At 53.0% G+C, this 18,076-nt stretch carries 14 protein-coding genes; 5 read left to right on the top strand and 9 right to left on the bottom strand.

Translation table 11 applies throughout. The features are described from left to right. Positions 1-99 precede the first annotated feature (99 nt). The 3 genes from C233_RS0113545 to C233_RS0113535 form a co-directional block, all read right to left on the bottom strand. Entirely contained in the window at positions 100-1,842 is a 1,743-nt protein-coding gene (locus C233_RS0113545) for a phospho-sugar mutase (RefSeq protein WP_018668114.1), read from the bottom strand. Between the two features lie 158 nt (positions 1,843-2,000). Continuing rightward, positions 2,001-3,638 carry a C69 family dipeptidase gene (locus C233_RS0113540; protein ID WP_018668113.1) on the bottom strand — a complete coding sequence of 546 codons (1,638 nt, stop codon included), beginning with the start codon at positions 3,636-3,638 and terminating at the stop codon, positions 2,001-2,003. Positions 3,639-3,750: 112 nt separating this feature from the next. Then, on the bottom strand, positions 3,751-5,436 hold the full coding sequence (locus tag C233_RS0113535; RefSeq protein WP_018668112.1) for a M23 family metallopeptidase: 1,686 nt from the start codon (positions 5,434-5,436) through the stop codon (positions 3,751-3,753). Positions 5,437-5,627: 191 nt separating this feature from the next. Here C233_RS0113535 and ald point away from each other — a divergent pair, with 191 nt between their 5' ends. Continuing rightward, positions 5,628-6,731 (top strand): alanine dehydrogenase, encoded by a 1,104-nt coding sequence (ald, locus tag C233_RS0113530; RefSeq protein WP_018668111.1) that lies wholly within the window; start codon positions 5,628-5,630, stop codon positions 6,729-6,731. 383 nt (positions 6,732-7,114) lie between these two features. Here ald and C233_RS0113525 read toward each other — a convergent pair whose 3' ends face one another. Continuing rightward, positions 7,115-8,329 (bottom strand): MFS transporter, encoded by a 1,215-nt coding sequence (locus tag C233_RS0113525; RefSeq protein ID WP_018668110.1) that lies wholly within the window; start codon positions 8,327-8,329, stop codon positions 7,115-7,117. Between the two features lie 188 nt (positions 8,330-8,517). Here C233_RS0113525 and gad point away from each other — a divergent pair, with 188 nt between their 5' ends. The 4 genes from gad (at position 8,518) to gadC (ending at position 13,655) form a co-directional block, all read left to right on the top strand. Continuing rightward, on the top strand, positions 8,518-9,954 hold the full coding sequence (gad, locus tag C233_RS0113520; RefSeq protein WP_018668109.1) for a glutamate decarboxylase: 1,437 nt from the start codon (positions 8,518-8,520) through the stop codon (positions 9,952-9,954). A gap of 129 nt (positions 9,955-10,083) precedes the next feature. Continuing rightward, complete coding sequence (gene glsA, locus C233_RS0113515) at positions 10,084-11,049, top strand: glutaminase A (RefSeq protein ID WP_018668108.1); 966 nt, start codon at positions 10,084-10,086, stop codon at positions 11,047-11,049. Positions 11,050-11,158: 109 nt separating this feature from the next. After that, positions 11,159-11,902 (top strand): potassium channel family protein, encoded by a 744-nt coding sequence (locus C233_RS0113510; protein WP_018668107.1) that lies wholly within the window; start codon positions 11,159-11,161, stop codon positions 11,900-11,902. 103 nt (positions 11,903-12,005) lie between these two features. Then, complete coding sequence (gadC, locus tag C233_RS0113505) at positions 12,006-13,655, top strand: glutamine/gamma-aminobutyrate antiporter GadC (protein ID WP_018668106.1); 1,650 nt, start codon at positions 12,006-12,008, stop codon at positions 13,653-13,655. Between the two features lie 270 nt (positions 13,656-13,925). Here the strand turns inward: gadC and C233_RS0113500 are convergent, their stop codons facing one another. From C233_RS0113500 to C233_RS0113480, 5 genes are all read right to left on the bottom strand, one after another. Further along, complete coding sequence (locus C233_RS0113500; RefSeq protein WP_018668105.1) at positions 13,926-14,891, bottom strand: NAD(P)H-dependent flavin oxidoreductase; 966 nt, start codon at positions 14,889-14,891, stop codon at positions 13,926-13,928. Between the two features lie 134 nt (positions 14,892-15,025). Beyond that, complete coding sequence (locus C233_RS0113495; RefSeq protein ID WP_025068960.1) at positions 15,026-15,697, bottom strand: DUF4858 domain-containing protein; 672 nt, start codon at positions 15,695-15,697, stop codon at positions 15,026-15,028. Positions 15,698-15,753: 56 nt separating this feature from the next. Then, positions 15,754-16,299 (bottom strand): DUF4943 family protein, encoded by a 546-nt coding sequence (locus C233_RS0113490; protein ID WP_026314856.1) that lies wholly within the window; start codon positions 16,297-16,299, stop codon positions 15,754-15,756. A gap of 21 nt (positions 16,300-16,320) precedes the next feature. Beyond that, positions 16,321-17,406, bottom strand: a complete 1,086-nt coding sequence (locus C233_RS0113485; protein ID WP_018668102.1) for a porin family protein — start codon at positions 17,404-17,406, stop codon at positions 16,321-16,323. Beyond that, positions 17,390-18,001 carry an RNA polymerase sigma factor gene (locus C233_RS0113480; RefSeq protein ID WP_051089648.1) on the bottom strand — a complete coding sequence of 204 codons (612 nt, stop codon included), beginning with the start codon at positions 17,999-18,001 and terminating at the stop codon, positions 17,390-17,392. The genes C233_RS0113485 and C233_RS0113480 overlap by 17 nt, the downstream gene beginning before the upstream one ends. Positions 18,002-18,076 lie beyond the last annotated feature (75 nt).

Raw genomic sequence — 18,076 nt, 5'->3', positions numbered from 1 at the left:
TGAAACGCCTCCCCGAAAGGGCAGGCAGGTATATGAAAAAGGGGTGCAGGCAGCCTGCGCCACCTGCACCCTCTCTCATAGCAAGAATCGAATTGTTTATCAGATACCGAGCGACTTGCGCACAGCTTCCACCTTCTTTTCGGCTTCGGCATTCGCACTGCCATAGCATTTGGGACATCCCATTTCGCCCTTCACCTCGATGTAGAACTTAATCTTGGGTTCCGTACCGGAGGGACGGACGGAAATCTTCGTGCCGTCTTCCGTAAAGTATTGGAGCACATTGGATGTTTCGGGCATGTCCAAAGCGGTTACATTGCCCTGGGCATCGGTAGCTTTCAGGGTTTTGTAGTCCTTAACCAGTGTTACGGTGGAGCCGCCGATTTCCTTCGGCGGGTTGGCGCGGAAATTATCCATCATAGCCTTGATTTCGTCTGCACCGCTCTTGCCCGGCTTCACTACGTTAACGGTAGTTTCTCTTGAGAAACCGTACTCTACGTAGATATCCATTAGGATGTCGTACAGCGTCTTGCCCTGGTCTTTTGCCCAGGCGCAAATCTCAGCCAACAGCGAGCAGGCGGAAACGGCGTCTTTGTCGCGCACGAAATCCTCGGCGAGGAAACCGTAGCTTTCCTCACCGCCGCCGATGTACTGTTGCTTGCCCTCGCGCAAGCGAATTTCGCGTGCAATCCACTTGAAGCCGGTGTAGCAGTCCAGCATCTCAATCTTATTCTTATCGGCCACCGCCTTGATAAGCTCGGTGGTTACAATGGTCTTTACGACGAAATCCGTAGGCTGCATCTTGCCCGTGGCGATGCGGTTCTTGATAATATAGTACAGGAAAAGCAGGCAGGTCTGGTTGCCGTTAATCAGCACCCATTCGCCTTTATCGTCTTTACAAGCCATACCTACGCGGTCGGCATCGGGGTCGCTCGCCATTACGATGTCGGCATCTATTTGCTTGGCAAGGGCGATTGCCATAGAAAGCGCTTCCGCATTTTCGGGGTTAGGGGAAACGACTGTGGGGAAGTCTCCGCTCTTTACCATTTGCTCGGGCACGCAATGCACATTCTCAAAGCCCCACTCTTTCAGGGAGGCGGGGATGAGCACCCTGCCTGCTCCGTGAAGCGGGGTATAGACGATGCTCAGGTCTTTCTGGCGCTTAATGACCTCCGGGTCGATAGAGAGGGCATGGACTTTATCCAGGTATATCTTGTCGATGTCTTCGCCGATAATCTGAATCAGGTCTTTGTTGCCTTCGAACTTGATGTCGGCCACGGTTACCTTGTTCACTTCGTCGATAATGGCGGTATCGTGCGGGGCGAGCACCTGCGCACCATCGTCCCAGTATGCCTTGTAGCCGTTATATTCTTTCGGGTTGTGGCTTGCGGTAAGGTTGATACCGCTCTGGCAACCGAGGTGGCGGATAGCGAAGGAAACTTCGGGGGTGGGACGCAAATCGTCGAAAAGGTAAACCTTAATGCCGTTGGCAGAGAATATATCGGCGGAGATTTCTGCGAACTTGCGGCTGTTGTTGCGGCAGTCGTGGCCTACTACTACGGAGATTTGCTCCTTGTCCTTGAAGCATTTGTTCAGATAGTTTGCCAAGCCCTGGGTAGCGGCGCCCACCGTATATATGTTCATGCGGTTGCTGCCGGCTCCCATGATACCGCGCAGGCCGCCCGTACCGAATTCCAGGTCTTTGTAGAAGCACTCTATCAGTTCGGTTTTATCCGGATTTTCCAACATGCGTTTCACTTCTGCCTGAGTTTCGGCGTCGTAAGCCGGGGTAAGCCATTTTTCGGCTTTCTCAGTGACCTGTTTAATCAGTTCCTGATTTTCCATAAGACTATTTTATTTTAAAGGTTAATACTCTATAATTGCTTGTCGAGTTCCAAATGTAGAAGAATAAGTTCAAATATCCTAATTTTTTTATTGCAGATTTACCGATTTGTACAGAAATTGCAACGCATATGAACGATTAGTGCCGTTTGTACCGGCAATCAGTCGGGCATTTTGTAGCGGTCGCCCGTCTGCTTTACGTATTCTTTCAGGAATTCTTTCGGATAGCCCGGACGCTCCACGCCGGCCGGCCGGCCGATAGCATTGCGCTCGAACTTCCCGTCTTTCATCTTACGGACTACACCGTCATTATATTTTACGATGATGAACTCGCCCAGGCGCTTCCAGGTATCGAACGTGCTCTGTGCCGTCATGCCGGTATAGTTCGTAAGGAATACCTTCGCCTGTGCCGGGTCTTTCTCCAGCAGCTTGGCGGCAGCGGCTTCGATGCCTTCCTGCGCTTCGTTGAAGGTGTTTTCGAGCTCCGCCTGCGTAGCACGTACATCGCCTATCATAAGGTCGTAGCGGGGATATACCATGTTTGCCACCCAGTTGAAAATCCAGAAGGAGGAGTTCCAGGAGAAGGTGATGTAGTCCGCACCGTCCACGCGCGAATAGCATACGGGAACTTTGTCCGTACAGCAGTACACGGGGGTGAACACGGTCATGTTGGCATCGTCCGTACCGAACCACAACACGCCGCCGATAGCGTCGGGCAAGGTGGAGCGCATCTGCGCCACGAACACGAAGCCGCTCTGCTGGGTAGAGATAGGACGCTCGTTGAAGTATTCCTGGCCGTCTACCTTAAAGGAAAGCGGAGAAAGACGGTAGGGCGTGTGGTACGGTCCTGCGCCGAAGTCCTTGCTGATATCCAGGGGAGTGCCTTCGTAATGGTCGCGCATGGCATTCTTCACATCCTGCACGGAGATTTTGCGGCTGGGCTTCACGAACAGCGGCATCGGGGTGTCCGTATCGCCCAGTATATAAGGCAGGAACTCATTGCCGCGGGTGGTAAACATGTTGAAGTAGCTCCATACGCGTGCCTCGCAGTAGCGGCGGGTTCCGAAGTCCAGCGGGGCATAGGCGTTGGCAAAGCTGAAGTCTTTGTTCACTCCGTCGAAATAACCTTTCTCGCGGGCAAAGGAAATGACGTCGGGAGAGTACATGCAGTTGTTCTTGTCGTTCATGTCGAACTGGTGGATGCGGCTCTGGTTGGCATGTGCCGAGATACAGTCATCGGGCACGCGGACAGCCACCCATACAGCCCCGCGTACGCCGGGCCCCTTGCCTATCATCTCCATTATCCAGATTTCGTTGGGGTCGGCAATCGTGAAGGACTCGCCGCTGCTGTAATAGCCGTATTCCTGCACGAGGTCGGTCATTACCTTGATAGCCTCGCGCGCCGTACGCGAACGTTGCAGCCCCAGGTAAATGAGGCTCCCGTAGTCTATGATGCCGGTAGTATCCACCAGTTCGGGGCGTCCGCCGAAAGTCGTCTCGCCGATAGTCAACTGGAACTCGTTCATATTGCCGATAACGTTGTAGGTTTGGCGTGCCTGCTCTATCTGGCCGAGGTACTTGCCGGTGTCCCACTCGTGCACGTCGATTAACGTACCTTTCTTATGTATCCCTGCGGGATAGTGGTATAACTCGCCGAACAGCCCGTAGGAGTCGGCAGAATAGGAAACAATGGTAGAGCCGTCGGTAGAGGCGTTCTTGCCAACGATGAGGTTGGTACAGGCGAAAGCGTTCGCCACGGCAGCCACTGCCAATACGGCGGAGAGGGTGAATCTTTTCATACTTCGAATTATTTTGTAATGATTAATATTGTTATAGGTTTACCTGTTCATTTCACTTATTCCGCCACAGCTTGCACAGATTGGCACGGTGTACCGGAGAGGGGGCGGAAGCTTACCATACAAAATGGAACTGTTTGGCGGTCAGGTTGCCGCAACCGTCCGTTACGGTCATTTCTACGGTGTGCCTGCTGCCTTTCTTCACATGCTCCGGGTCGAGCTCGCATACCAGGTTGCCGCTAATGGAATTGGGCTTGCCAAACAGGGCGTACTTCCCGTCTATCGTTCCGCGGTAGCTGCTGATGCCGGTCTGCTTGTCTTTCGCCTTAAAGACGATACGGCCGGTACGCCGCCACTGCTGGGGGTTGACCGGGATTATCTCCGGCGGCACGGTGTCTACGGCTACCGTATAAGTAGCCAGGTCGCGGATGCGCACTTTCATAAAGCCGTCCTCGTAAGTACCGCCTATGCTGTATTTACCGCCTTTGGCAGTAACGCCAGCCACGTAATATTTCGACTTGTCGTCCAAGCAGTCGCGGCGCAGCCCGATGCGCATCTCGCAGGCTCCATGCATGGGGATGCGCTTGTCGTTCAACTGGTAGGTGAAAGCCACGTCCCCGCTGTCGGCATGCACGGCATAATCCAGCCAGACGTCGTCGTACAGCATGCCCCGCGGCACGACCAGTTCCAACCCCGGTTCCTGGAGGTAGTTGGTCTTGTCCCATTTGAAGGCGTACTTCTCGCGATGTTCCACCGGAAGGATGCGGGTTTTCTTTCCCTGCACGGTAAAACGGACTTTCGAGGTGTTGCCCAGCGCATCGCTCAGGGTATATACAAAACGGTAGGGACGTTCCTCGTCGATTTCCACCAGCCCCCGGTTCCCGTTGGAGGCATGCAGCATGCGCAGGCGGTTGCCCGGCTCGATGAACGACTTCATGTACTGCCCGTGCGTCCACGAGTTGATATAGCGGTTTTCTTCGTAGGCAAAGCGGTCTACCACGCTGCGGAACACCTCCTCGCCGTCTACCTCGAGTATCACGGTGTGCACGCCGTAGCGGTTGCCTACCCCGTTCATATGGTCGTAGGCACGGATGCCCACGCCTATCAGCCCCCAGGCGGTAACGGGTTTCGCGGGACGTACCGGGAATGCCTGGCGGCTCTGCTTCCCGTTCACCGCTCCCCTGCCCGGCTGCGGAAACAGCATGATGCCCTCGGCGCGGGGGGCAACGGTGTCTTTCACCTTTTCCATAAAGAAAGGCAACGGGTCAATGTAATCTCCCGTGGCAGACTCAATCATATCCAGATGCAGGTGAGGACCGAAGGAGTAGCCCGTATTGCCGCTAAGCGCTATCACCTGTCCTGCCTTTACCGGATATTCTCCCGGCTCGGGAGTAATCTCCACTTCCCAGCTCTCCTGTTCGTACTGCAACGCTTTCACCCTGCGGGCTACATCGCCCACAAAAGCGCTGAGGTGGCGGTTGATAGTAGAATAGCCGCTGTCGTAAGCCACATCGAGCACGTAGCCCGACCCGTGCGTTACGCGGATACGCGATATATACCCGTCGGCCAGGGCGCGGACAGGCTTGCCTATGGCTCCACCGGTCTTGAAATCGAGCCCGCCATGAAAATGGTTGGCACGTATCTCGCCGAAATTGCCGGAGAAGGTGATAGGAAAATCGAAGGGGGGAACAAATGAAGCGGTTTCCGTACCGGATGCTTCCTGTGCATACCCGCCTTGCATGCTGCCGGCAAAAAACAAAAAAGAAAGAAGTATAGAACGTTTTATATTCTTATAGTCCATATCCTATTATTTTTTAATGCATGCAAATATAAAAAGAATAGTTCTCTCTGCCTAAACAAAACAAGAATTATCCCGCTGCCCCGCCTAAGAAATAACCGGATATTTTCTGCTGTAAAACACCCTGCCCGGAATGACAATGAGGCAGAGAAATCGTTATCTTGCAACACGTTTAACCATTAACAGATAACATTATGATTATCGGAGTACCCAAAGAAATCAAGAACAACGAGAACCGTGTAGGAATGACCCCTGCCGGAGTAGCCGCGTTGGTGAAGAAAGGTCATACGGTGTATGTGCAGGCAACCGCCGGCGCAAACAGCGGGTTCTCTGACGACGATTACATCGCCGTAGGTGCAAAGACTTTGCCCGCCATTGAGGATGTCTATGCCATAGCCGACATGATTGTCAAGGTAAAGGAACCCATTGCACCGGAGTATAAACTGATTAAGAAGGGACAGGTGGTGTTTACCTATTTCCACTTTGCTGCCGATAAAGCGCTGACTCATGCCATGATTGAGAGCGGCGCCGTATGTATCGCCTACGAAACCGTAGAGAAAAAAGACCGCTCGCTGCCCCTGCTTACGCCTATGAGCGAAGTGGCAGGCCGTATGGCTGCACAGGTGGGTGCGCATTTCCTGGAGAAGCCGCAGGGCGGAAAAGGGAAGCTAATGGGTGGTGTACCGGGTGTACGCCCCGCACGCGTACTTATCTTGGGTGGCGGTGTCGTGGGAACCAATGCCGCACAAATGGCGGCGGGAATGGGCGCCGAGGTCATGATTACGGATATCGACCTGCCGCGCCTGCGCTACCTCAGCGAGGTACTGCCCAAGAATGTAAAGACGCTCTATTCTTCGCTCCACAATATTAAAATGGAGTTGCCTACCGTAGATTTGGTTATAGGCTCCGTGCTTATCCCCGGCGATAAGGCTCCCCACCTGATTACAAGGGATATGCTGGCAATGATGAAACCCGGAACCGTACTCGTGGATGTCGCTATCGACCAGGGCGGCTGCTTCGAGACGTCCCACCCCACCACCCACAGCGACCCGGTGTATGTGGTGGACGGCATCGTGCACTATGCGGTAGCCAATATTCCGGGCGCCGTACCGTTCACCTCTACTATGGCGCTGACAAATGCCACACTGCCCTACACCGTAGCGCTCGCCGAGAAAGGCTGGAAGCAGGCGTGCAAGGAGGATGCGGCATTGGCGTTAGGGCTGAACATCGTGGAGGGGAAGGTTACTTACAAGGCGGTAGCGGATGTGTTCGGACTGAAATACGAGCCGTGGGATTAGAACCCGGTGATGAGGGTATGTCAAAACTCAACCTTAGAAAGAATAAACTTTTAACCTGAAACTTGCCATACCCTTTACCGGCACTTCAAACGATACGGCTTTTTTATGTCGGTATACATTTGTACGTTGGTTAGTAATCAGATAATTTATAACTTCGATATAGGCATGGACAAAGCCCGATTTCAGATTGGTTTATGAGACCGGGGGTAAACGTTCGGTCTCCATGCCTTTACATCTGAAATCCGGATAGTTCGTTTACCCGTTACAATCTGTAACTTTTCAGAATGTTCATCTTGGTTTTGAAGTGCACCCCAAAAGTTTTATGTCTAACTTTTGGGGTGTACTTCAGTTTCGGCGTATCCTCATTTTATTTGCTCCCGCCGTTAATCATCGAACAGGAAGTCTTTCCGCCCGGCATATGCCCAGTACATGGCAAGCACCGTTATACACAGGTTGAAGATGAACGGGAATTCCTGGGAAGCGGTACGGAATACCCACTGGAAAAAGTCCGTAATGAAAGGGGACAATAATATGGCAAGGTAATTCATCACCATTACAAAAGCAAGGGCGAGCGTTGTTTTCCGGGGGACGGCGGTATCGACCGTCTTGTTGTAAATCAGGGGTTGGATAATGCCATAGCCCAAGCCTACGAGAATGCAGCCCGGTACGATGAGCCACTCCGTAGGCGAAATCCATATCAGCAGCAGCCCGGCGGCAATGGCGGACAGGCTGTAAAGTTTTGTTCTGCTTCCCAAGAGTTTCACGATATCGTCCAGCAGAAAACCCGGCGCCATAATAGCGAGGAAGAACAGGGAAATCATCAATCCGGAATCACCGCTCGAAAAATGATGCGCCTCCATTAAGAAAGGCAAGTTGAAGGCAACCACCAGCACGGCATAGGTAACCAGACCGTAAAACAGCATCAACCGGACGAGGTGGCTTATATGGATGCCGTATTTGCCGGAAACCGCCGGCGTGGCTTTTGCCGAAGATATAGCCGCCGATGCCTGGCGGACGGTTATCGAGGAGGTATCCCTCTGCAAATAGGCGGAGAGCGCCAAAGATACCAACGGCAACAGGTAAACGACAAACGGCAAACGCCAGTGCACCTCCGCCAGATAGCCCGTTACAGCCGTAGCCACCACCAGCGTCATATTGGTTATGGCAGAACTATACCCGAACTGCCTTACGCGGTACTCTCCCGTAAAATACCGTGAAATCAACCCGGTAGAGAGGGGAATAATCAGCCCCGCCCCAACACCCAGCAAGGCACTGACAGCCATGAGCTGCCACATCTCGGAAGAAAACAGGTACAGTACCCCGCTTGCCGCAAACAGCCAAAGCCCTACCCGCAACAGGCGGACGAAATCACGCTTTTCCGCCAGCTTGCCCGCCAGCAGCACGAAAGGGATAATAAGCAACGAAGGCAGCGAGGTCAGCATTTGTATATCCAGCTCGGTGGCATGCGGAAAAATCGTGGAGAGTTGCCCGAGGATAGGCGAAACAGCCAGTCCCGGCAGGGAGGTCAGCGCAGACACAGACCAGATGCTGATAAGCGTGATAAGAGGAATAGTTCCTTGTCCGGTATTAATGTTCATAATCTAAAAAGTGGTTGGTTAATGGAAGGGAAACAAGTGATGAGGGAGAATGTTCATCGGTGAACTTTCTCCTTTAATAAACCCCAAATAATGCAAAACTCCGGAACTTTCCTTTATAAGCGCCGTTGTTGAGAGAAATTCGACGGGGAAAATCCCCGCCGCCTAAACCTTTAAAAATTTATAGTTATATGGAAGATTTGAATTTCAGAAAAGGAGATGCAAAAACCGAAGTATTCGGCTCGAACCGCATGCTGCAACCCTCGCCGGTGGAGAAAATCCCCGAAGGGCCTACCACTCCGGAGATTGCCTACCAAATGGTGAAGGATGAGACTTTCGCCCAGACCCAGCCCCGCCTGAACCTGGCTACATTCGTCACTACCTATATGGACGAATATGCCACCAAGCTGATGAACGAGGCTATCAACATCAACTACATCGACGAAACCGAGTATCCCCGCATCGCTGTGATGAACGGCAAATGTATCAACATCGTAGCCAACCTGTGGAACTCTCCGGAGAAAGACACCTGGAAAACCGGTGCGCTGGCTATCGGCTCCTCAGAGGCATGTATGCTGGGTGGTGTAGCTGCCTGGCTGCGCTGGCGCAAGAAACGCCAGGCACAGGGCAAACCGTTCGACAAGCCTAACTTCGTTATCTCGAGCGGTTTCCAGGTAGTATGGGAAAAGTTCGCCCAACTGTGGCAGATTGAAATGCGCGAAGTGCCCTTGACACTGGACAAGACCACGCTCGACCCCGAAGAAGCCCTGAAAATGTGCGACGAGAACACTATCTGCATCGTACCTATCGAGGGAGTTACATGGACCGGGCTGAACGACGACGTAGAAGCTCTGGATAAAGCGCTCGACGCCTACAATGCCAAGACGGGCTACGACATTCCTATCCACGTGGATGCTGCAAGCGGTGGTTTCATCCTCCCGTTCCTGTATCCGGAAAAGAAATGGGATTTCCGTTTGAAATGGGTGCTCTCTATCAGCGTCAGCGGCCATAAGTTCGGGCTGGTTTATCCGGGTCTGGGCTGGGTTTGCTGGAAGGGCAAGGAATACCTGCCCGAAGAAATGTCGTTCAGTGTAAACTACCTCGGCGCCAACATCACCCAGGTAGGTCTGAACTTCTCGCGTCCTGCCGCACAGATTTTAGGACAGTACTACCAGTTTATCCGCTTGGGATTCCAGGGGTACAAAGAAGTGCAGTACAACTCGCTCACGATTGCCAAGTATATCCACGACGAAATCGGTAAAATGGCTCCGTTCGTCAACTACTCCGACGAGGTGGTGAACCCGCTGTTCATCTGGTACTTGAAACCGGAATATGCCAAGACTGCCAAGTGGACTTTGTACGACTTGCAGGACAAACTTTCGCAACATGGCTGGATGGTTCCGGCTTACACGCTGCCTGACAAACTGGAAGATTACGTAGTAATGCGCGTCGTGGTACGCCAGGGATTCAGCCGCGACATGGCGGATATGTTGCTGGGCGACATCAAGAATGCCATTGCCGAACTGGAGAAGCTGGACTTCCCTACTCCTACCCGTATGGCGCAGGACAAGAATCTGCCGGTAGAGAGCAAGATGTTCAACCACGGAGGGAGACGCAAGAAAAAATAACGAAGCCATAAAGCGGCAGGACGGCGACGTAACGGCGGCTCAGGGCGGCATCGGGCACATTGCATATGCAGGAAGCCGCGGCTGCGCTGCTGCCTTACCGTCCCGTCGCTTTCTCTAACATTAATATATATGGAAAAGAAAATATCGATTTCGCAAATCAAGGAAGTTGCCCAGGAGGCATATAACGAGGTAAAAGGGAAAACCGGTGGCAAGAATGCGGATTACATCCCCTACCTTGCCAACATAGATTCCAATCTGTTCGGGCTCAGCATCTGCCTGATGAACGGGCAAACCGTAAACATCGGCGATACAGGCTATCGCTTCGGGATAGAATCCGTGTCGAAGGTACATACCGCCATACTTGTCCTGCGCCAGTACGGTGCTCAAAAAGTGCTGGATATGATTGGCGCCGACGCTACGGGGCTGCCCTTCAACTCTATCATCGCCATTTTGCTGGAGAACGACCACCCCTCTACTCCATTGGTAAATGCAGGCGCTATCTCCGCCTGCTCCATGGTACAGCCGGTGGGCAATGCCGACAAGAAGTGGGAAGCCATTGTACAGAACGTTACCGAGTTGTGCGGCTCCGCCCCGCAGCTCATCGAGGAGCTATACAAATCGGAAACGGCTACGAACTTCAATAACCGCTCCATTGCCTGGCTGTTGAAGAACTACAACCGCATCTACGACGACCCGGACTTGGCGCTCGACCTTTACACCCGCCAATGTTCGCTGGGCATCACCGCCGAGCAGTTGGGCATCGCAGCCGGAACGATTGCCAACAACGGCGTCAACCCCGTTACCGGGCAAACCGTATTTGAAGCCGGCCTCGCACCGAAAATCACCTCGATGATTTCCACCGTAGGTTTCTACGAGCATTCGGGCGACTGGATGTACACCGCCGGCATACCGGCAAAGAGCGGCGTGGGCGGCGGTGTAATGGCCGTGCTGCCCGGCGTAATGGGCATATCGGCTTTCGCTCCTCCTCTGGACGAGGCGGGTAACTCCTTCAAGGCGCAACTGGCTATCAAGTTCATCATGAACAAGCTCGGGCTGGGCGTGTTCAATGGCGACAATGTGACGATTACAGAATAATCTCTTCATCGGCTATGAGTTATTAAGTTACGGGGTATTTGCCTGCATATGCTGCTACCGGCAAATGACCGGTAACTGGTAACTCATAACTTTATAATAGGACTTCATTATGAAAATGGCTCTATCGGAATTCGTGCTGCGGAAAAAAGGGATATACGGCATACTGCATGTCGTCATCCTGCTGCTTTCGTTGTTCCTGGTTATCAGCATCTCCGTCGATACGTTCAAAGGCATCCCCTTCTACGAGCAGTCGGTGTACATGGAGGTACAGCTATGGATTTGTGCATTGTTCCTGGCGGACTTCGTACTGGAATGGATTTTGGCGTCCGATAAGAAACGCTATGTCGCCACGCACTTCATCTTTCTCCTGGTAGCTATTCCTTATCAGAATATCATTGCCTACATGGGTTGGGACTTCTCACCCGAAATCACCTATATGCTACGCTTCATTCCATTGGTACGGGGCGGCTACGCTATGGCTATCGTGGTGGGCTGGCTGACGTACAACCGTGCATCGGGCTTGTTCGTGTCTTACCTCACGATGTTGCTGGCCACCGTCTATTTCTCGAGCCTTGCCTTCTATGTCATGGAGCACGGAACCAATCCCCTGGTAACGGGTTACGGCGATGCCCTGTGGTGGGCTTTCATGGATGTAACGACGGTAGGTTCCAATATCATTGCGGTTACCGTTACCGGACGGGTGCTGTCCGTACTGCTGGCGGCGCTGGGCATGATGATGTTCCCCATTTTCACGGTGTACGTAACGAGCCTGGTAGAGAGGCGTAACAAGGAAAAGCAGGACTATTACAAAAAGATAGAACAAAACCGGGAACCGGCAAACGGCGTTTCCTAATTGTTAAAGCCGTAATTTTCCTTTATCCACCGGGAACAACTGTTTTCCGGACTTGTTATAAACGCTGAATTTCGAATATATTTTTTATCTAAAACCTTAACTTATGGCAAATATTAAACAAACGGTGAAGCTGGGCGTGTTTACCCTGGCAATCATGAATGTGACGGCTGTAGTATCCCTGCGTGGACTGCCCGCCGAGGCCGTGTACGGAATGAGTTCGGCCTTCTATTACTTATTTGCAGCCATAGTCTTTCTTATTCCGACATCGCTCGTCGCTGCGGAACTGGCTGCCATGTTTCAGGACAAGCAGGGCGGTGTATTCCGCTGGGTGGGCGAAGCCTACGGAAAGAAGCTCGGCTTCCTCGCTATCTGGGTGCAGTGGATTGAGAGTACAATCTGGTATCCTACGGTACTGACGTTCGGCGCCGTGTCTATCGCGTTCATCGGCATGAACGACGTACACGACATGTCGTTGGCAAACAACAAGTACTACACGCTGGTGGTGGTGCTCATTATTTACTGGCTGGCTACCTTCATCTCCCTGAAAGGTATGAGCTGGGTAGGCAAGGTTGCCAAAGTAGGCGGCCTGGTAGGAACAATCATCCCCGCCGGATTGCTGATAATCCTCGGCATCGTTTACCTGGCTACGGGCGGCCACTCCAACATGGACTTCCACAGCAGCTTCTTCCCGGACCTGACGAACTTCGACAACGTAGTGCTCGCTGCAAGTATATTCCTCTTCTATGCCGGTATGGAAATGGGCGGTATCCATGTAAAGGATGTGAACAATCCTTCGAAAAACTACCCTAAAGCCGTGTTTATCGGTGCTTTGATTACGGTGCTTATCTTCGTGCTGGGCACATTCGCCCTGGGCGTCATCATCCCCGCCAAAGATATCAGCCTGACGCAGAGCCTGCTGGTAGGCTTCGACAATTACTTCCGCTACATCCATGCCTCCTGGTTGTCGCCTATCATCGCCATTGCACTGGCATTCGGCGTACTGGCAGGCGTATTGACATGGGTTGCCGGTCCGTCCAAAGGTATCTTTGCCGTAGGTAAGGCAGGTTATATGCCTCCGTTCTTCCAAAAGACCAACAAGCTGGGCGTACAGAAGAATATCCTGTTCGTACAGGGCGGTGCAGTAACCATACTAAGCCTTTTGTTCGTTGTGATGCCTTCCGTACAGAGTTTCTACCAGATTCTTTCGCAGTTGACGGTAATTCTTTACCTCATCATGTATATGCTGATGTTCTCCGGCGCTATCGTACTGCGCTACAAGATGAAGAAACTGAACCGCCCGTTCCGCATCGGCAAAGGCGGTAATGGCCTGATGTGGTTCATCGGCGGCCTGGGCTTCTGCGGTTCATTGCTCGCATTCGTGCTGAGCTTCATCCCGCCCAGCCAGATTTCCACGGGTAGCAACACCGTATGGTTCTCCGTACTCATCATCGGCGCGCTCGTCGTTGTAATCGCCCCGTTCATTATCTACGCTTCCAAGAAGCCGAGCTGGGTAGACCCGAACACGAACTTCGAGCCGTTCCACTGGGAGGAACAACCTGCCGCACAAGTTGCCGGTAAAGCTGCCGCAACCACGACGGCAACCGATACGGCTGCTTCTGCAACCACAACAGCAACTACAACTGCAAACGCAACTGTAAATGCAACTGCAAACGGAAGCGCCGCATCTTCCGCCCCCGGAAATACTCCGCCGGCAAGCAGCAGCAAAACTCCGGATACCCCTCCCAAAGGGTAAGGATTATCCTACTGCATAATTTTGCCTATACTGGAAAACCGGGCGATGTACAATCGCAACCGGATTCCGGTATAGGCAAAACTTTTTTTAGATAAATCGAGTGCCAAAGGGAAGAAAGTTCACTGTATAATTCCAAGGCTTGAACAAATATTCTCCCAAGAAAGAATCGTTGAATAAACTACATGCACTTCAACACCAATGTAGTGCATCCAGCTTTCATATGTATTCAATTCAACATCCCAATCCATTACGGAATGACTTGAATCCGTGTTAATCCGTGGCGAACAAGCCTCCTTTGGCAGTAAGCGCCTCATATGCCCTCCGGTAACCCGTCACCAACTCCTCCATGACCGCTGCTGCCGGTTGTATTCCTTTTTCATTGAGTAAGGCGGAGGCCTGCCCTATTTCAAGTTCGCCTTCTTCAAGGTCGCCCTCGAAGATGCCGCGCTTGGCACGTCCTCTCGACAGGAGGATGCGCAATTCTTCTTCCGTAGCTCCGGCTGCCTCGGCTGCCGCTACCGCTTGCTGAAAATTGCCGCGTGCCAAGCGTACGGGAGACAGTTTCTTCAATAACAGGCGGGTATCGCCCTCTTTCAGGTGCAGGCAGTATTCCTTGAATACCTCGCTGGCGGAACTTTCCTCAGTCAAGGCAAACCGCGTACCTATCTGAACACCCTCCGCACCCAATGCGCGTGCGGCAAGAATCGCCTCGCCGGTAGCGATGCCGCCGGCAGCAATCAACGGCAAGGCGGTAACCGCACGTACGGCAGGTATCAGGCAAAGCGTAGTCGTTTCCTCGCGCCCGTTGTGTCCGCCGGCCTCGAAGCCTTCGGCAACAATGGCATCCACACCGGCCTCCTCCGCTTTCATGGCGAAACGCGACGAGGACACGACGTGCACCACCGTAATGCCTCGTTCCTTCAGCCACCCCGTCCATGTATTCGGATTGCCGGCGGATGTAAATACGATGCGGACACATTCGTCCACCACAATCTGCATGATTTCTTCTATTTGGGGATACATCAGGGGAATGTTCACTCCGAATGGACGGCGTGTAGCCTCGCGGCATTTCCGTATATGTTCGCGCAAAGTCTCGGGATGCATGGAGCCCGCACCCAGCAAGCCCAAGCCGCCGGCATTACTTACAGCCGACGCCAGCCGCCAGCCACTGCACCACACCATACCGCCTTGAATAATGGGGTATTTTATCCCGAACAGGGAAGTTATTCTATCCATTGTCTTATCCTTTAATTGTTTTATCTTTTAATCGTTCTATCCTTTAATTGTCCTACCCTTTAAGGGTTATCTTATAAAAACAAGAACAAGAGAGATAAAGTTCGATATTCAAGAACCCGCCGCCCGGACCGTCCCTATTCGGCAACCACCTCTTTACGGCGGACACTGACAGAGTCGCCATAAGCCCTTAACACCTCCAATGTACGCGCACGCCGCCGGGCAGCCTTCCTGTTCCAGAAATCTTTTGTAAAAGGACGCATGAAATCGCCCGAGACAGCACCGCCGCCGACACCCCGCCAGCTACCTACCGCCATATTGTTAGCGCGTTCGGTTACCATATACCGCAGTCCGGTGGCTTCTATCTGCTCCACACTCTCGCGCGGCCCGGCATCCAGCGGAGTCTTAGCCCAATCAGTGTAAATCTTGAGTACCGTCAACTCGTAGAACGGATTGCCCCGCCACGTATTCTTATCCACCTTAATCTTTTTCTGATAAACCGGGTCCCAGTTGTATTTGGTATTTGCCGTATAAGGGTGCAAGGTAAGCACCACCTTCTTTTTCGGCGTCCGGGGCAGTGCGGGCATGGAAACATCGAAGTCCAGCCACGGCTTATCCTCCTCAGCCTCCGGAGTACCCCAGGGAGTGTCGATACCCATTTCCCTAAGCACATCCGGGTTCAGCTCCACCTCTCCCTCGCTATCGAGCAACCGACGCAGGCGCAAGGAGTCCTGCGGCGTCCACTCTTGAGCGCAAAGGGGGAAGGCTACCGCACAAAGCAGCCCCAAAAAGAGAATACGATTTTTCACCGGTTATTCCTTTACCTTATGTTTTATACCCGACATTCCGTGTCCGCCCTCAGAACTCACCACCACATATAGCCGCTTCCGCAAAGCGGTTCGTCGTAACACGGGTCTACAGTCCACATGGTACGCGGATATTTCCGTCCCTCCCACCAGCGACGGTAGCGGGCGGCTGCATCCAACACCTCTTCATCCGTCAGGAAGTAAATGCCTTCATAGTTCTCAGCATCGGTATGCACCATTTTACACCCCATGGAGGCATTGTGCCCAAGCCTGATTGTTTCCACCGTCCACAAGATACACTCGCCCAGCCGCAGCTTACCGCCTGCCGAATAGGATACGGGAGCTAACGGAAAGGAAGGTATCACCGTTAAATCCTCGGCATACTCCAGAAGTTCCCCGATGTCCTCCTTGGCGAAGTTGGGAACATTGTTCAGCCCCTCGGGGCTTTGGGCGGAGTATTTACCGGCTTTCAGTTGTTTCACAAACAAATCCACATCCGGATGCTCGTAGTCCAGCGATTCTTCACCGCAAGAAGCAAGTGCGAGGCAGCATACCGCTGCAAGCACCATGTATCCGTATCTATATATTCTGTAAAGAGTGTCCATTTTGTTGTACTGTCTTGAAGGTTAATAAGTCATGCGTACCCCGCACAAAAGATTCAGGTTCGTGGGGCGTTCCGTTCGCAAAGTCCTGGTTTCGGAATCCGTATCGAAATGGTGGGACACGGACGGTTCGGCAAACAAGGTGAAGCGGTCGTTCAATTTATAGCGTACCCCTACGCCTGCCGCTACCGAGAGCTGGACGGGCTCGGCATTGAACCCGTTGTCCGGAGCGCCGGCGATACATTTATCGGCGGCTCCCCCCACAGTAGCGTATAAATCGACTTTCGGGGTACTTGCCAACGTCATATTCAGCTTCACGGGAATGCCCAGGGTGTGAAGCGCATGACCGGCATGCAAACGGTTATACCGTACACCCGCTTCCAAGGCGAGCCAACCGTTGAGGCTGCGCTCCACCGTAACCTCCGCCGTGAGCGGCATGTGGTAATCCCCTTTAGGCAGAGATGTCCCGAGGGCTGCCTTCAGCGCCCACTTACGCGCTTTCCGGTACTTTAAGGGAGAGGCTTCCCGCTCCTCTACCGGAACGGCAGAAAAGAGACCGGAAACCGGGCTTGCCCCGCCGGTGGTTTGCTGATAAGGATTGCTGTCCTGTGCGGTGGCATCGTTGCCGAAGTAACCGCCACCTGCCTGTACCCGCTGGCGGATAGTAATGGAAAACCTGACGGATACGGACTCGTCCGCATCTCCCTGCCGGGCGGCCATGCCTGCGGGTATGCCGCTTACGGGCTGCCTCGTACCGGGGTTCTGCGCTGCCGGAGCCGCCTGGTGTATGGAGGGAAAAGCTTCCTGCACGGCATCGCCGTTCAAGCTGCCTTCCGGCGTCAGGGCGGCCACTTGTGTAAATGCCTCCTTTATCTCTTCTTTCGGAGAGAAATACCAGAAAGCGGCCGAAGCAGCCCCCAACACAAATACAACGGAGGCGGCAGCCGCCACCCGGTAATACTTCGGAGAAAGGAAGGCGGTCTTTTTACGGCTTGCGGCAGAAAGGGGCATATCTTCCTGCAACTTCTCCCAGAAGCCCTCGCGCACCGTCATCTCCGCACCGTTCAGGCGGCTGCGGAACAATCCGGTTATTTCATCTTTTTCTCTCATGTTCGGTATATTCTTTAATTCTTTTCGCTAACATACATTTGGCACGATGCAACTGCGAGGTAGAGGAATGTTCCTTGATGTGGAGCAGTTCCGCTATTTCCTTGTGCGACTTCTCCTCGAACACGTACAGGTTGAACACCGTACGGCAGCCGTCGGGAAGTTCCGCCACAAAGCTCATCAGCACTTCTTCCGTAAGTCGGTTTCCGCTCTGGGCAACGTCCGTTTCGTCCAGCACATCGGGAAGCCGCTCCTCGTTCACCACCAACTGGCTGAGACGGTGTTGCTTCCGCAGGTAGTCGATAGCTTGTGTCACCATTACCCTCGTTACCCACGTGCCCAGCGCGCATTCGCCGCGGAACGTGAAGTGGGTGAAGATTTTGATAAAGCCGTCGTGCAAAACATCGTGCGCCGCATCCATATCGCCCGTATAGCGGTAGCACACCGCCAGCATCTGCCTGGAATATAGAGTGTAAAGTTCCTTTCGGGCGGAATCCTTTCCTGCCCGGCAGCCCTCTATCAGTTCTATCTCGTTTTCCAATGTCAGTGCTCGTTTTACGGACGCCTCTTTGCGTCGTTTATCAGTTAGACGCAGCATCCGGCAGAATGCTGCAACAGAATCTCTAAAAAGAAGTTAAAGAATTGCGGAATAAATAAAAGACCTTCCATAAGC

Origin of the sequence: Bacteroides gallinarum DSM 18171 = JCM 13658 (assembly GCF_000374365.1) — a bacterium.
GTDB classification, from domain to species: domain Bacteria; phylum Bacteroidota; class Bacteroidia; order Bacteroidales; family Bacteroidaceae; genus Bacteroides; species Bacteroides gallinarum.
This window is presented reverse-complemented; position numbering and strand designations above follow the sequence as displayed.

What these genes read in the sequence shown, in the direction of transcription:
- C233_RS0113485 (WP_018668102.1), bottom strand. Translation starts at nt 17,406, where the DNA reads ATGAGAGAAAAAGATGAAATAACCGGATTGTTCCGCAGCCGCCTGAAC.
- ald (WP_018668111.1), top strand. Translation starts at nt 5,628, where the DNA reads ATGATTATCGGAGTACCCAAAGAAATCAAGAACAACGAGAACCGTGTA.
- C233_RS0113480 (WP_051089648.1), bottom strand. Translation starts at nt 18,001, where the DNA reads ATGCTGCGTCTAACTGATAAACGACGCAAAGAGGCGTCCGTAAAACGA.
- gadC (WP_018668106.1), top strand. Translation starts at nt 12,006, where the DNA reads ATGGCAAATATTAAACAAACGGTGAAGCTGGGCGTGTTTACCCTGGCA.
- C233_RS0113545 (WP_018668114.1), bottom strand. Translation starts at nt 1,842, where the DNA reads ATGGAAAATCAGGAACTGATTAAACAGGTCACTGAGAAAGCCGAAAAA.
- C233_RS0113525 (WP_018668110.1), bottom strand. Translation starts at nt 8,329, where the DNA reads ATGAACATTAATACCGGACAAGGAACTATTCCTCTTATCACGCTTATC.
- C233_RS0113510 (WP_018668107.1), top strand. Translation starts at nt 11,159, where the DNA reads ATGAAAATGGCTCTATCGGAATTCGTGCTGCGGAAAAAAGGGATATAC.
- gad (WP_018668109.1), top strand. Translation starts at nt 8,518, where the DNA reads ATGGAAGATTTGAATTTCAGAAAAGGAGATGCAAAAACCGAAGTATTC.
- glsA (WP_018668108.1), top strand. Translation starts at nt 10,084, where the DNA reads ATGGAAAAGAAAATATCGATTTCGCAAATCAAGGAAGTTGCCCAGGAG.
- C233_RS0113535 (WP_018668112.1), bottom strand. Translation starts at nt 5,436, where the DNA reads ATGGACTATAAGAATATAAAACGTTCTATACTTCTTTCTTTTTTGTTT.
- C233_RS0113490 (WP_026314856.1), bottom strand. Translation starts at nt 16,299, where the DNA reads ATGGACACTCTTTACAGAATATATAGATACGGATACATGGTGCTTGCA.
- C233_RS0113500 (WP_018668105.1), bottom strand. Translation starts at nt 14,891, where the DNA reads ATGGATAGAATAACTTCCCTGTTCGGGATAAAATACCCCATTATTCAA.
- C233_RS0113540 (WP_018668113.1), bottom strand. Translation starts at nt 3,638, where the DNA reads ATGAAAAGATTCACCCTCTCCGCCGTATTGGCAGTGGCTGCCGTGGCG.